This window comes from Millionella massiliensis (assembly GCF_900104655.1).
Lineage (GTDB): Bacteria > Bacteroidota > Bacteroidia > Bacteroidales > Rikenellaceae > Rikenella > Rikenella massiliensis.
Window position 1 is genome coordinate 529,426 of the sequence record NZ_FNWD01000002.1, and the last position, 14,154, is coordinate 543,579.

At 54.8% G+C, this 14,154-nt stretch carries 17 protein-coding genes and 1 tRNA gene; 5 read left to right on the forward strand and 13 right to left on the reverse strand.

Going from position 1 to position 14,154, the window contains the following annotated elements:
- Positions 1-153 precede the first annotated feature (153 nt).
- The 7 genes from BQ5379_RS02320 to purE form a co-directional block, all read right to left on the reverse strand.
- Entirely contained in the window at positions 154-2,307 is a 2,154-nt protein-coding gene (locus BQ5379_RS02320; RefSeq protein WP_071133945.1) for an alpha-galactosidase, read from the reverse strand.
- 36 nt (positions 2,308-2,343) lie between these two features.
- A complete protein-coding gene (locus tag BQ5379_RS11190; RefSeq protein ID WP_159431197.1) occupies positions 2,344-2,496 on the reverse strand; it encodes a hypothetical protein in 153 nt (50 codons plus the stop codon).
- A 20-nt stretch (positions 2,497-2,516) separates the two neighbouring features.
- Positions 2,517-3,338 (reverse strand): zinc transporter ZupT, encoded by an 822-nt coding sequence (gene zupT, locus BQ5379_RS02325; protein WP_071133946.1) that lies wholly within the window; start codon positions 3,336-3,338, stop codon positions 2,517-2,519.
- 315 nt (positions 3,339-3,653) lie between these two features.
- On the reverse strand, positions 3,654-4,079 hold the full coding sequence (locus tag BQ5379_RS02330) for a hypothetical protein (protein WP_071133947.1): 426 nt from the start codon (positions 4,077-4,079) through the stop codon (positions 3,654-3,656).
- Positions 4,076-4,306 (reverse strand): 4Fe-4S dicluster domain-containing protein, encoded by a 231-nt coding sequence (locus BQ5379_RS11425; RefSeq protein ID WP_083377529.1) that lies wholly within the window; start codon positions 4,304-4,306, stop codon positions 4,076-4,078. The genes BQ5379_RS02330 and BQ5379_RS11425 overlap by 4 nt, the downstream gene beginning before the upstream one ends.
- A 67-nt stretch (positions 4,307-4,373) precedes the next feature.
- Complete coding sequence (locus BQ5379_RS02335; RefSeq protein ID WP_159431198.1) at positions 4,374-5,192, reverse strand: helix-turn-helix domain-containing protein; 819 nt, start codon at positions 5,190-5,192, stop codon at positions 4,374-4,376.
- A 198-nt stretch (positions 5,193-5,390) separates the two neighbouring features.
- Positions 5,391-5,903 carry a 5-(carboxyamino)imidazole ribonucleotide mutase gene (gene purE, locus BQ5379_RS02340; protein ID WP_071133949.1) on the reverse strand — a complete coding sequence of 171 codons (513 nt, stop codon included), beginning with the start codon at positions 5,901-5,903 and terminating at the stop codon, positions 5,391-5,393.
- A gap of 63 nt (positions 5,904-5,966) precedes the next feature.
- On the opposite strand from purE, the gene BQ5379_RS02345 reads away from it, so the two are divergent.
- From BQ5379_RS02345 to BQ5379_RS02365, 5 genes are all read left to right on the forward strand, one after another.
- Positions 5,967-6,536 (forward strand): phosphoribosyltransferase, encoded by a 570-nt coding sequence (locus BQ5379_RS02345; protein WP_071133950.1) that lies wholly within the window; start codon positions 5,967-5,969, stop codon positions 6,534-6,536.
- A gap of 1 nt (position 6,537) precedes the next feature.
- Complete coding sequence (locus BQ5379_RS02350) at positions 6,538-7,170, forward strand: 7-carboxy-7-deazaguanine synthase QueE (protein ID WP_071133951.1); 633 nt, start codon at positions 6,538-6,540, stop codon at positions 7,168-7,170.
- Positions 7,171-7,173: 3 nt separating this feature from the next.
- Positions 7,174-7,956: an inositol monophosphatase family protein gene (locus tag BQ5379_RS02355; RefSeq protein ID WP_071133952.1), complete on the forward strand. Its 783-nt coding sequence runs from the start codon at positions 7,174-7,176 to the stop codon at positions 7,954-7,956.
- A 71-nt stretch (positions 7,957-8,027) separates the two neighbouring features.
- Positions 8,028-8,102, forward strand: a tRNA-Pro gene (locus tag BQ5379_RS02360).
- A 141-nt stretch (positions 8,103-8,243) separates the two neighbouring features.
- Positions 8,244-9,482: a site-specific integrase gene (locus BQ5379_RS02365; RefSeq protein ID WP_071133953.1), complete on the forward strand. Its 1,239-nt coding sequence runs from the start codon at positions 8,244-8,246 to the stop codon at positions 9,480-9,482.
- Between the two features lie 15 nt (positions 9,483-9,497).
- On the opposite strand, the gene BQ5379_RS02370 is transcribed toward BQ5379_RS02365, so the two are convergent.
- The 6 genes from BQ5379_RS02370 to BQ5379_RS02395 are packed head-to-tail and all read right to left on the reverse strand — an operon-like array spanning position 9,498 to position 14,145.
- Positions 9,498-9,983: a DUF6808 domain-containing protein gene (locus BQ5379_RS02370; RefSeq protein WP_071133954.1), complete on the reverse strand. Its 486-nt coding sequence runs from the start codon at positions 9,981-9,983 to the stop codon at positions 9,498-9,500.
- Positions 9,983-10,393, reverse strand: coding sequence for a D-Ala-D-Ala carboxypeptidase family metallohydrolase (locus tag BQ5379_RS02375; RefSeq protein ID WP_071133955.1), 411 nt, complete (start codon positions 10,391-10,393; stop codon positions 9,983-9,985). The genes BQ5379_RS02370 and BQ5379_RS02375 overlap by 1 nt, the downstream gene beginning before the upstream one ends.
- Positions 10,394-10,417: 24 nt before the next feature.
- Positions 10,418-11,032 carry an RNA-binding protein gene (locus tag BQ5379_RS02380; RefSeq protein ID WP_071133956.1) on the reverse strand — a complete coding sequence of 205 codons (615 nt, stop codon included), beginning with the start codon at positions 11,030-11,032 and terminating at the stop codon, positions 10,418-10,420.
- A 56-nt stretch (positions 11,033-11,088) separates the two neighbouring features.
- Positions 11,089-11,436: a hypothetical protein gene (locus tag BQ5379_RS02385; RefSeq protein ID WP_071133957.1), complete on the reverse strand. Its 348-nt coding sequence runs from the start codon at positions 11,434-11,436 to the stop codon at positions 11,089-11,091.
- Between the two features lie 22 nt (positions 11,437-11,458).
- Positions 11,459-11,665 carry a hypothetical protein gene (locus BQ5379_RS02390; RefSeq protein WP_071133958.1) on the reverse strand — a complete coding sequence of 69 codons (207 nt, stop codon included), beginning with the start codon at positions 11,663-11,665 and terminating at the stop codon, positions 11,459-11,461.
- Between the two features lie 17 nt (positions 11,666-11,682).
- Entirely contained in the window at positions 11,683-14,145 is a 2,463-nt protein-coding gene (locus BQ5379_RS02395) for a BACON domain-containing protein (protein ID WP_071133959.1), read from the reverse strand.
- Positions 14,146-14,154: the final 9 nt, after the last annotated feature.

Here is a 14,154-nt window from a genome sequence, read left to right on the forward strand (position 1 = left end):
AGGCGATTCATGCACGCCAAAACACCTAAATTTTCCCGGCTGCCATCCACCATTCTTCCCAGAAAGCAACCGTCTCAAATAAAGTGAGCGTCCGACAAAGGAAATTATGATTTCCCTGCCGGACGCTCCTTCATTTCAGATCAACCGTGCGACCTATTCGGCCGTCAGTTCAACGATCGTACTGGTCAGATGAGAGGCCGAGAAGAGCGGCAGCCCGACCTTCATAAGATAGTCGCCCGAGAAACGTTTGCCGTCTGAATGGGCTCCCGGCATCAGATTGGTCTCGCGGACGGTATAGATTCGCTGCGGATCGAGCCCCTGCAGACGTACATTCCGCACCGGTTCGGCATAACGGGGGTTCAGATTGAAGGCAAAGACTACGGCACGATCCTGCTCCTTCGAGGCATACATCAGCGAGGCGTGTTCCCCGGAGTAGGGCGACACCAGACGGTAGAGATCGCCATCCAGAATCACCGGTTTCAGCCGGTTGTAGTTGGCCACAGCCGACTGTGCAAACTCCCGGTCCGACTGCGAAAGTTCGTTCACCCGGATATCGAAACCCAGTTTACCCATCATCGCCACATCGACACGGAACTTGAGCGACTGACGTCCCCACGAAGTCACATGCGCAGCCACCGCCTTGGACGGGAACAGATAGGAATAACCCCACTGAATGTAGATTCGTTCCAGCGGGTCGGTATTGTCGCTGGGCCAGAACTCCGTGAAATATTTCAATGCTTTGTAATCGGTACGACCGCCGCCGCCCGAGCAGAGCATCATCGGCAGAGCGGGGTACTTCTCCGCAATGCGGTCGAGTACCCGATAGAGCCCGCGCACATGATCGACATAAAGGTTCGACTGTTTATCTTCCTGATAGGGCGAATAAATATTGGTAATCGGACTGTTGCAGTCCCATTTGAAATAGGCGATCTGCGGATACTCGGTCAGCAGCCGATCGACAATCCCGAATACATAGTCCTGCACTTCGGGGTTGCTCAGGTCAAGCACCAATTGATTCCGGAAATAGTAGGTATCCCGGTTGGGCAGCTGAATCACCCAATCCTTGTGTTTTTCGTAGAGTTCGCTCTTGGGATTCACCATTTCGGGCTCGATCCAGAGACCGAACTTCACACCTTCACGTTTGGCCGCATCGGTCAGCGCACCGATTCCGCCGGGTAATTTCGTAGCTGTCACATCCCAGTCGCCCAAACCGGCATTGTCCGAGCTGCGCGGATATTTGTTGCCGAACCAACCGTCGTCCAACAGAAACATGTCGACACCCAGATCGGCCGCATCGGCAATGATCTTTTCCAGTTTGGCCTCGTCGAAATCGAAATAGGTTGCCTCCCAGTTGTTGAGCAGCGTCATGCGGTCGCCCGCGCCGTTTTTGAGTTGATAACGACGTGCCCAATCGTGAAAATCTCGGCTGGCAGGCCCCGCTCCGGCCGTGCTGTAGGTAAAAATAAACTCCGGCGTGCGAAACACCTCGCCCTTGGGCAGCACATATTCGGCTCCGACAGGATTGGCTCCCGACACCAGGCGCAGGTTGTTCACGTTATCGACCTCGAACGTAAACCGGAAGTTCCCGGTCCAGGCCAGCGTACCGACCACCACGTCACCCGTCGTTTCGGCCACCGGAGCATCAAGCCCCAGCAGGAAGAAGGGAGAAACGTGCATATTGGCCCGCGATCCGAGTTTCGTGTCGACAACCTTCTTCCCAAAATTCAACTGTTGTTCCGACATGTTGACTTCGCGAGCCCAGTCGCCCGAGAATTCGGTCATCCAGTAGCCGTTCCGGCTGAAATGGAGCATGGACGAAGCATAGTTGTAAAGCGTCACGGGACGTTTCTCCGCATGTTCGATCTCGGTCCACATCCGAATGATGTTCTCGTGTTTGTATGCCTGATAGAAGAGGCGCACCTCGAACGGATACTTTTCGTCCTGCATCACGATCCGCGTAGTCTGCACCGAGTCGTTCTCCTGCTGGTCGCTCTCCTTGTAGGTCAGCAGCAGCGAAGGATTGCCGTCGGCATGCAGCACACGAATGGCCGATTCGAAGTAATCCTCCATGCCATAAGTAACATACGCTTCGAAACCTCCGCCGGATCGAGCGAAGTGTTCCAAATCGACGTCATTCATCAGTTTCGGTCCCAGGTAGGTCTGCCGCAGACGATGGTCGTCGCCCACGCGCAAAATCAGATCGGTCCGTTCGGTTCCGATCCGGATCAGATTGTCGGGTGTCTCAGCAGCCCGGCACGTCGTTCCAATGCCCATAGCCATAAGGCCGGCCATCAACAGTTTTTTCATGCTTATATCGAATTTAAGGTTTGGGTTATTACACTTCTAACGGGCAAAGATGTTGCGGAAGGCGTCGCCAATCTCACCGAACACGAAACGCCAGCGCGTGGCGATACCGATCAGCAGAGCTACGATCAGTACATACATCAGTTTCTCGTTCAGCGTCTGTCTCTTCCACCACAGTTTTAAACGATTCATTCTTAATTTCTTCAGCAAGGTTAATGAAAGGCCACGATACCGACCGCCATGACCGCCATGCCGACGATCAACCCCCAGATGGCTACGTGATGTTCACCGTATTCGTGCGCTGCGGGGAGCAGCTCGTCGAGCGAGATGTAGACCATGATACCGGCAATCACGGCAAAGATATAGCCCAGCATGGCCGGTGTCAGGAACGGAGCCAGGATCAGGTATCCGACCAGTGCCCCAATCGGTTCGGCAAGTCCCGAGAGGAACGAGAATTTAAACGCTCTACGCCGGCTCCCCGTGGCATAGTAGACCGGCACGGACACGGCGATACCTTCGGGAATATTATGGATAGCAATGGCCACGGCAATGGCGATCCCCATCTGCGTATCCTGGAGCGAAGCCATGAAGGTGGCAATCCCCTCCGGAAAGTTGTGTATACCGATCACCAGCGCGGTCATAATCCCCGTCCGCAACATGTGCTTCGAGTGCGGGTGTCGGCCGGCCGCTGGCAAATCAACTTGCAGACTCTCGATGCTTCGCATCTCATGGGGGTTCTCGACCGACGGCACCAACTTGTCGATCAGGGCAATGAAAAGAATCCCGCAGAAGAAGGCAATCGCCGTTGCGATCTGCCCACCCCGCGCTCCATAGTCTGCCCCGAGAATTTCGATCGACTGCGGGAACAGATCCACGAACGAGATGTAGATCATCACACCAGCCGAGAAACCGAGCGAGAAGGAGAGAAACTTCCGGTTGGTCCGTTTGGCCACCAGAGCGATCAGACTGCCGATCCCGGTCGAAAGCCCGGCCATAAGGGTCAATAAGAAAGCGTATATTGCCTGTTGTTCCATGTGTTTTCATCATTGGACAACCGGATTCACCGTAATGTAAATCCGGCCACAAAAGTGAACCATCTTCGAAAAGAACGGGGAGATATCGTGTCTTCGTATCCGGAGTTCTTCGCCGCTTATCACGCATCACCTCAACCGAAAAGCTGCCCATCCCCGATAGCGTATAGGTTACAATCAACAAATATAACAAAAGAGACACTGTCATCAAAACAAACCGAACGCTGATCCAAAGATAAAAAGCCGCTTCCCGACACAGAAAACTCAGTTCGGAAAGCGGCCCAACATAACACCTGCGATCAGCGAGATTCGCCCGATTTATCCGCTGACCACCCTTTTAATTCCCCGCCCAAGCACTCTGAGTCGGCCGACGATATGAATCAGACCCGTAATCAGAAAGAGCAAGGCACCGACACCATGCCATCGCTCCAGAAGAAGCGTTTCACCGACGGGTTGGTCAATCAGCAGCCGCACCCCGGTGACAGTTAATACAACGCAACTCAGGGCGAGCAGGGTAGTGGTCAGTTTACGCCGCCGCAGGAGTCCGACCGGCCGGCGAAACCACGCCTTATGATCCCACAGATGTAGCAGAATACACAAGACAAATACCAGAGCGACCCCCGCATGCAGCGGATCGGCACCACCGATCATTCCTCCGGCCCGATGAAAGACAAAGCCAGAATACAGGGTCAAGACGAACAATACGACGAGTCCCGCGTCGGTTATGAAAATTCTTCGTTTCATCGCACCGGTTTTTGAGGTTGGGAGATCCATCGAAAAACGTGCAGCCGACACGCCTGCACACAGGTCCCGCATCCAACACAGCGATCCGCGTACCGAAACACCACATGGCGATGTCCAGGAAATATCACCCGACCGATTACCTGTCGGGGACAGGCCGGGATACACTCCCAGCAAGCCTCGCAAAGCCGCGAAACCAGTTTAACGAATTCCGTTTGTTTTCTGCTCATCGTTTTTTCGACAAAGGAACAACCTTCGGCGTGCAAAAAGAATGGAGCAAACGAGGAAAAGGCGGGACTAACCGCGGTACTTTTTCCGGAAATCGGTCGGCGAGAGTCCAACCGCACGGGTAAAGAGGCGTGAGAAATAGGCACTGTCGTCGAAACCGAGTGCTGCAGCTATCTGCTGCACCGAATCGGAGGTATAATAGAGCTGCCGCCGTGCACGCAGCATGATCTCCGTCCGGATATAAGCCGTCACGTTCATCCCGGTAACCGAACGCACCACCTCGTTCAGATATACGGGCGATATGTTCATCTTGGCCGCAAAGTAGGCCGGTCGGTGACGAATGGGGACATCCTCCCCGAGCAACTTCCGCAGTCGCACGACCAGTTCTACCGCCCGACGAGACGCAACACGCGACGACATCACCCTTTCCAGCGCTTCGACCACAATACCGACCGCAGCCTCGGCCAAGGAGCGCACAATTTCCCGACCGGTTGGTGTCTCGGCCGTGTGCAGCCTGCATTCCAATACTTCGACCAGGGCACGAAAATTCCGTTGTACTTGGTCGCTAACGGGAATTGTTCCCGGATTCAACATGTACTCAGCAATACTCCTTCGAAACGAGTCGTTGATAAACAAGGCATCGACGATCAGCAACACTGCCGTAAGCCCACCGGCCCGTACCAGCGCATGCACAGCTCCGGGCGCCACACAGATCGTTTCACCCGGCGTGAGGCGATACTCCCGAAAATCCACGTTCATCACACACGACCCTTCGACAACCATTCCGAACATGTAGTAATCGTCGCGATGGGCATAGTGCAGGAGCTGTGCGGGTTCCTCGGGACGAATCCACTTCAGGGAGACGCCGCACGAGGTAAGGCGTGACATTTCATGGGGCGGGATACGGGTCATGACTCGTCGTTACGATTATTCTTTCACAGGATATACGGAAACGCTCCGCTGCGGCACGACAAGATACGAAAAGAGCCGTTTTGCACATACAAAACGACTCCCTTTTTTCGATTCATGCGGGTCACTCGGAGAAGCATACAGCCACAGGCATTCCCGCTACCGATCGACCGGCCTCTAACCAACCCGGTTTTTGAATTTGACCTCGGCCAGTTCCTGGTTGGCTTTGGCGATTTTGTCGGCCAGTTCGGATTTGAATTTCATCATCTTTTCGTGCGCCTCGGGCTCACCGGTAGCGATGATTTGCAGGGCCAGAATCGCAGCGTTCTTGGCTCCGTCAAGCGCCACGGTAGCGACCGGAATCCCCGAAGGCATCTGCAGGATCGAGAGAATGCTGTCCCACCCGTCGATCGAGTTCGACGATTTGATCGGCACCCCGATCACAGGCAGCGGAGTCAGTGCTGCGATCACTCCGGGCAGATGGGCTGCTCCGCCCGCACCGGCAATAATCACCTTCACCCCGCGCGTGTGGGCCTTTTTCGCAAAATCCAGCACCAGATCGGGCGTGCGGTGTGCCGACAGTGCGTTGATCTCGAACGGGATATTCATTTCGTCGAGGAATTTGGCCGCTTCGGACATGATTTTCAGGTCCGAGGTGCTGCCCATGATGATCGATACTTTCGGTTGCATACGATAGGGTATTTTGTTTAACTTTGCGAAGTTATAAACTTTTCGGAAAACACGCTCAATCTTTTGGAACCAACCCTTACGATCCGCGATCTCCGCTTCGAACCCTACATCCCGGCGGAAAAGATCCATGCAGCCATCACCGCGCTGGCCGAACGGATCAACCGGGACTACGGCACGGCCCACCGTCCGCTGCTGCTGGTGACCCTCAGCGGAGCCGTCGTTTTTGCCGGCGAACTCTTCCGCCAGCTGGATGGCCCGTTTGAAATCGCGTTCGTCAAGCTCTCCTCCTACGGCGCAGGAACCACCACTTCGGGCCACGTCGCAGTCGATGTGCCCCCGACGGCCGATGTTCGCGACCGCGATGTGATCGTCGCCGAAGATGTGGTCGACACCGGAACCACCATCTACCGGCTCCACACCCTGCTGACCCAACAGGGGGCCCGCAGCATCCGTGTGGCGACGCTGCTGCTCAAACCCGCCATCTACTACCACCAACCGACACGCCCGAACCCGCTCCCGATCGACTACGTCGCCCTGGAGGCCGAACCGAAATTCATCGTCGGCTACGGCATGGACTACGACGAACAGGGACGCAACCTCGGCGCGCTATATACCTTGTGCGAAGACAAATAACATGACAACAGACCTGTACGCATTGCTCGACGGCGGCCGTCGGTTACCGCTGGTCGAAGACTTCTACACCATCCAGGGCGAAGGGTACCACGCCGGGAAACCGGCCTATTTCATCCGCCTCGGCGGATGCGATGTAGGATGCCGCTGGTGCGACGCCAAATTTACCTGGAACGCCAAACTTTATCCACCTACGCCCATCGAAGAGATCGTCGAACGAGCCGCCTCGCTTCCGGCCCAAGCCATCGTCATCACCGGCGGCGAACCGACGCTCTATCCGCTGGAGCCGCTCACCACAGCCCTGAAGGCCAAAGGGCTGGAAATCTTTATCGAGACCTCCGGCACCAATCCGCTCTCGGGCGAGATCGACTGGGTATGCCTCTCGCCGAAACGACAACAGCCCCCTCTGCCGGAGATGCTCAGCCGCGCCGATGAACTGAAAGTCATCATCGAAACCGAAGCGGATATTGCGTGGGCCGAAGAAAATGCCCACAACGTATCTGCTACCTGCCGGCTCTACCTCCAACCCGAATGGAGCCGCTACCAACAGATTATTCCGGTGCTGGTCGAGTATGCCAAGGCACATCCGCAGTGGAACATCTCGATCCAGAACCATAAATTCATGCACATACCGTAAGCCATGTTCACATTTCAGGAATTTTCGGACTTCATAGAGTCCCTGACCCCCACCATCCGCGAGACCGTGGGAAAATATATCGGCAAGGTCCACGTGGACTACAAGGCGGACGATTCGCCGGTCACGCTGGCCGACAAAGAGATCGAACGTTACATTGTCTCCCGCATCGAGAACCGCTTCCCGGACAGCGTGATCGTAGGCGAAGAAAGCGGCACACACCCCGCAGCCAGCACCTCACCGGCCGATGGCCCACTGATCGAATGGATCGTCGACCCGATCGACGGTACCAAAAGTTTCATCCACAGTGTACCGCTGTTTGCCACGCTGATCGGTGTCATGGTAAACGGCGAAGCGGTCTACGGTGCGATTTACAATCCGCTGCTGAACGACCTGGTGGTGGGCGACAACACGGTCACCCTGTGGAACGGTACTCCGACTCAGATGCGCCCCTGCGAGTCACTGTCCCAGGCGACCCTGCTTACGACCGATATTCTGGATGTGGACAAACACCGCAACATCCACGATTTCATGGCGCTTTCCCAGCAATGCCGTCTGTTGCGCACGTGGGGCGACGCCTACGGCTACTTCCTGCTGGCCACGGGACGCGGCGATATTATGGTTGATCCGATTATGAGCCGTTGGGATCTGGCCGCACTGATTCCCGTGATCCGGGGCGCTGGCGGTGTCATCACCGACTACTACGGCGGAAATCCCGCTACGGGTGATTCGATCGTGGCCTGCGGTCCGGCCCTGCATCGTGACGTGATTGAAGCCCTTAACCGATAAAGAACGGTCTGCACGTGTCCCTCGATTTTGCGAACGAAGAAAAAAACACTACCTTTGTTGCTCGAAAAATTCGGGGTGTAGCGCAGCCCGGTTAGCGCACCTGCTTTGGGAGCAGGGGGTCCCAGGTTCGAATCCTGGTACCCCGACAAAACAAAAAGCCTTTATAATCAGCACACTACGGCGATTATAAAGGCTTTTTTCTTTGACAAACACAAGCATATAAAGCCGATTTATCCCGATATTTCCCTATATTTACGAATAAAAGCGTGATAAAAAAATGATAGATCATGGCCAGTTCCAAAGTGTATTATGATAGCCGCAACCGCAAAGGAGAAGGGCTACTATCAATTATCATTCGGCACAAAGGCGGAATGTTTACGGTTCCTCTGAATATTCACCTAAAGGCAGACCAATGGGACAAACAAAAACAAGAGGTTAACCGCAAACATCCCCAAAATCGCCTGTACAATAATCACATCAGGAGCATATTGGCGAAAACTGAAGCTATATTTCTGGCCCTGACTGAGGAAGGACAACTCGATGGATTAACCACCCAACAATTAAAACGCATCGTCCTCAGCAAGCTGCAAACGAAGACAGAAGCCACGGCCATCAGCGTACAGGATTTTGCTGCCTCCATAATTGCCAACATCGCAACGAAAGGGACAAGGGAAATATACCAACAAACTATCCAAAAACTCAACGATTATACAGGTTCACGGGAGATCTATTTTGCCGATATTACGCTGGCTTGGTTGGAGAATTTCGATGCATGGATGAACCGGAACGGAATGTCCACCAACGGGAAATCCGTTCATTTGCGAAATATTCGAGCACTATTCAACAAGGCCATCGACAAAGAGATCATCCCCCAGGGCATGTACCCATTCCGCCGATTCAAGATCAAAAAAGAATCGACCCCCAAACGATCGCTGACCGTCGAAGAACTCCGCATGCTCCGAGACTATCCGTGCGAAGAGTGGCAGGAGAAATGGCGCGATATGTTCATGCTGATCTTTTACCTGATCGGGATCAACACCGTGGACTTGATGGCTTTGACCGAAGTACAGAAGGGCAGAGTAGAGTATCGCCGCGCGAAGACGCACCGTCTCTATTCCATCAAAGTCGAACCGGAAGCACAAGCCATCATCGACAAATACAAAGGGACGAATCACCTGCTGGTTTTCGCCGACAAATACGCCGACCACGGAGACTTCCGCCGACGAATGAATGCGGCACTGAAAAAGATCGGTCCGCTGGAATGGGTGGATAACCGGAGCCAGACGCATCCGAAGAAAAACAAAAAGCAGTACAACGCCCTCTTCCCCGGCCTCACCTCCTATTGGGCGCGTCACACATGGGCCACCATTGCCGCCTCTCTCGACATCCCAAAGGAGACGATTGCCGCAGCACTGGGCCATGGGGGCAATACCGTGACTGATATCTACATTGACTTTGACCAGCGGAAAGTGGACGAGGCCAACCGGAAAGTCATTGACTGGGTTCTATATGGCGAAAAGAATTAGAGGTGCACTTTTTACTTAGAACCTCCACAAACTGTACTGTACACCTATTCCGATATACGGGCCGGGCTTTTCGGAACCGAAGTTATAGCCATACCCGGCCTGTACCCCGATGCCCCAGCGTTTCTTTTCCGTCACCGTTCGTTCGACAGTGTTGGTGATAGTCTTGTAGATCGTTCGAGGATAGACCTCCAGGCGGTCGAGCGTAACATTGAATCCGCTGACGTCAAGCGAGTAGAGGCTGTCTCGGAAGCTGTACTGCCGGATCGGAACCGGCACATACAAGGTGTCCGTGCCACGATAGACGGTCAGCGTGTCGGTCCTCTTCTCCACAACCTTCACCGGGGTAGGGCGTTCTACGACCACCGTATCAATACGCGTGACGGTCACCGTGTCTGTCGAGGTCACTTCGATCACCTCTGTCCGGGAGCGCGAGCAGCCCCGGCCTAAGAAAAAGCCCGCCAGGATGGCGAGCCCTGCTGTCATCCAATAAATCGCTTTCATCACAGATGCAGGATTTGGTTTCGGTTTTTACCTGAGCGGTAGGAGACGTGAACCCAGGCGTAGTTCGACTCGTCGATCAACTGGTCGAAAGCAATCTTTCCAGCCTTCTGGAGCTCGACAATCTTATCGAACAGCCGCTTGTTGTCTCCCGCTGAGCCGACGGTAATATCCGCCGCCTCACCCTTCAGATGCTGGGAGGTAGCTACCCCGCCCACAGCCCGGTTGAGTTCTGGACAACGGTACCCGCTGTTCACCGTGATCGGGCCGCCCCAGGCAGCCCGGATCGGGTCGAGCAGCTGTTCGATTAACCGTTGCATACGCAGCCGAGCATCAGCATTCGGCGTGTTGTCAATTTTCTTTCTCTCTGCGATATCCGAGGCGCAGAGCTCGTCGATGGTAAAGTATTTCATGTGTGTGATGGAATCAAAAGGGTTCTACTTGTATTCGGGCAGGATGTACTGGATGTTCACCGCAGCCTCGTGCAACACGGCTTGCGTCACCTCCTGCGTGACGTTCATCGGGTGGGTAAACTCGCAGAAGATACTGCCCACCCAGTCGTGTTTGTTGTCGCTCATTCGTTTGATCGCCACCTGGACGCAACCGCACGAAGAGAGCAGGGCTTTGGCGTACTTGTCACTCACCTGCTCGTCGATATTGGTGATGTACATGAACAGGTTTTTACTCAGGTCGGCACTGAATCTGGCGACCTCCGACATCTTGAGGTCGTGGATCATATCCTTCATGCCTTCGACTCCCTTACGTTTCACCTCGTAATAGATCGAGAGCATGCACTCGTTGCCCAGCGGGTGTGGCTGTACGATATAGACCCGGTCGGCTTTCAGCTGGTAGAGGACGTTCCACAGTTCGCCGAATACGGTTGCCGAGCTGTCATTCCGCCGCCGGTTTTTGGCCTCCTCGTCCTGCTTGAACTTCTCGATCTTGAGATCGGTCAGCTTGTCTTTCGACTTCTGGTTATACTTGAAATAGAGGCCGAGTACGCCCGTAATGATGGTTCCGATTGCACTGATGATGACTGCTATGTACTCCATGTTTGAGATTCTCGATATCTACGTTCGCGGATGATTGATCCGGAGGTTGGACTCACTTAATATTTCACGTTACCCGATCTGCAGAACTTCCACCAGGCAAAGAGAGGTCGTTCGGCCGGATAGTCGCTGTTCCAGTCGTTCCGGTAGGCTTCCTGCTCGAAGGATACGGAGCGATAGGCGGATCGTCGGTCGATGCAGTACCGCACCAGCCACTCGAGGCCGTACCACACGAAGAACAGCACCCAGAACAGTTCGAGTTGCTGGCGGGCGTGGATTTGCTCGTGGGTGAGCAGCTGCCGGGTGACCGCCGTGTCGGTTCGGACGAAGACGAAGGGCCACACCGTGACAGCCGCAAACCCTCGGGCAACGATTCTGTCCGCCCATTTGTTTTGAATGACTTTCATGGTCAGGCAGGGTGGATCAGGTTTAGAATCGGCTCATGTCGATTCCCTCTTTGCGCGCATTGTAGACCTTCATTCCCCAGCGGGCGGCGAGAAAGGTCACCGAGGCGAGCGCCACGATCAGGATTCCGATGACAAAGTCACGGGATGCGATGGTGTCCTGGTAGTGTCCGATGGTCGCCACCACGTCCTGAGTGGCGAGTGCGACCGTGTCAAAGATTTGTTCTTTCATGGTTGTTTGGTAGATTATTATTGAACTGTTGTGATGTTGAGATTTGCGGTTTTCGACGTGGTGTCTACCGACATTTGTCCGTAGAATTCAACTGCGGAAGCACCGAGGTAGGATGTATCACCGGACAGCGTCAAGCCCGAACCGGTAAACTCTATCGAAGCCATCTTTACGGGGGTTACCTGGCCCGTAAATTTGAAGTAGATGGTCCGACCAGAGGCCATACTTCCCAGGGAGACCGTTTTTCCAGTGGTTGTAATATTGGAAGCCGTCAGGGTCTCCGAATTCGAATACGATCCCGCGGTAGTGCCCCATGCAACGGTGAGTGACGGGACAGAACTGTTACCGACGGTAACCGAGTCTGCCATGATCTTCAAGTATTGCGGTTTCGTTGTAGTTCCTCCTCCGGCACTTTGCGTACAGGAAGCCGTCACTTTGTCTCCATTCGGGAAGGTGAAAGTGACCGTTGCACTTCTTGAAGAAGATGAGGAGTTGGCGGTGACCGTAATACCAAACATATATTCGGGAACAGTCGGATTCCCGCCATAGTCCGTTGCATCTTTGACGGTAAAATACCCGCTGGATGATGCGAAGGAGGGTTTTTTCGATGTATCGACCACCTCGGTCGCTCCGGAGGTGTAAGAATAATTCTGTTTCTGCCTCAGCCTCAGATACTGTGTCGATGCGGCATTTCCAAAGGAAAGAGATTTGCTGGTTGCCTGCGATCCGTTGACCAGGATATAAGTCGACCCCGCCTTTGCCGCATTGGCCGCTTGGGTAACGGTAACGGAATTTGAGGTCAGTCCGTTGTACTTGCATACAACGGATATTGAGCGTGCGGTTCCGACCGTAGTTCCACGCCCTGCCGCAGTGACCGTCCACCCCGAGACAGTGAAGCCTGTTGCAGATCCGGACAGGGTTCCATATCCCGATCCTCCGACAGCCCGTGTGCCTGAGGCGTACATGCGATAGATGGTAGCGGTCAGGGTAACGCTGCCGCCAGCTGCTCCGATAGAGGTTGAATTAGCCGAGAGTACAATGTCATGGTCATACCACGTATTGGCTGCCTGATAAACGGTGGCCGAGCATGAACCCTGTTTTCCGTTGCAGGTGTAGTAATGGGTGAGGGTGCCCTTAGCTGTTCGCGAAGTTACGGTCGTGCCCAGGTTGGCCCCGCTGACGGCCGCAGAATAGGAGCTTGCCGATACCGTCGGGTTGGTCAGCGTGTCCGAAGCTCCGGAGGTAAAGGTTCGGGATTGGGTGATGGTTCCGCCGAGTGTACCGCTGGAGACGGAACCCCCGGAGGCCGGGATGTCGGCCACGGAGAGCGTTCTGCCGGTCGGGGTACCGTATCCGGTCACGGCATTGGCCGCCTGAGAACAAGTGCCGGTGGCTGTAGTGTCCCACGAGACGCTGCTGCCTCCGTATGCAGCATTGTTCGTAAACTTGCATGTTTGAGTAGCCGTAATTGTGGGGCTGCTGGTCACTCCGTTTACCGTAGTACCTTTGGACGATGCCGTCACCGCCCCGGTCGAAGTGTTCAGAGCCGTGAAGTTTCCGGAAGCCCCGGCCCATTTATAGCTCATGCCAGTTTGAGCGTTTGATCCGCCCAGTTTAGCTTGCGACCAGGTTCCATTTGCACCGGATGCCCAAGTGAATCCCCACAGTTTATCTATATCCGCATCAGTCGGATAAGCATCCCATTGTACATTCGAGGTACCACCTCCGGCACCTATTTGCGGATAGGTAAGAGTTCTTGTTTTCAATGCACGTGCCGCGGTAACGTAATTCGCCGCCTGCGTTATGGCAAGTGTTTTCCGATTCGTCGAGACCGTATCGGATGCCGTTCCAGCACCGATTAGAATCTGTGTATCCGTCTTGAAGGTCGTCCCCAGTGAACCTACGGTGAGGACATCCGCACTGACAGATGCGATTGTATCCGACACTGTGACATCAGCCGGTTGTGCCCAATTGGTCTCCGATCCCCCGCTTCCGGCCACACCGTTCCAGGTCCATGTTCGCTCAACCACCATGTGGATTTTAGCCGTTCCGCCACCGGCAGCAAACGAAGTGATATTACCTTCGGTTTCGAGACGTACGTTTTGCCAGGCCCCGTAGACCTTGGCGCCGGCCGTTTGCGAGAGCGAGCAGGCTGCCGACAGGTCTTCGGAGTTCACGGTAAGGGCTCCCGTTCGGGCAGTCGTCGAGGTGTTATTGGCGGCCGTGACCGTCACCGTAGCCGGTCCCGTGCCGGAGGAGGCCGACACCGAGAACCCGGCAGGGAGTGCAGCGATGGTCCATGCCTGCCCGTCGTTTACGGTGATGGCCAGTTGCTGCGCCTGTCCCGCCGCGGCAAAGCTCAGCGACGAGGCCGACAACTCCAGAAAGCTGTTCGGATAGACTTTTTCCGAGCCCAGCCAGGCCGCTTTCACCTTTTTGTCGCCGAGGTAGAGCGTTACATTTCCACTTCCGAGTTTAATCATCCCGAGGGT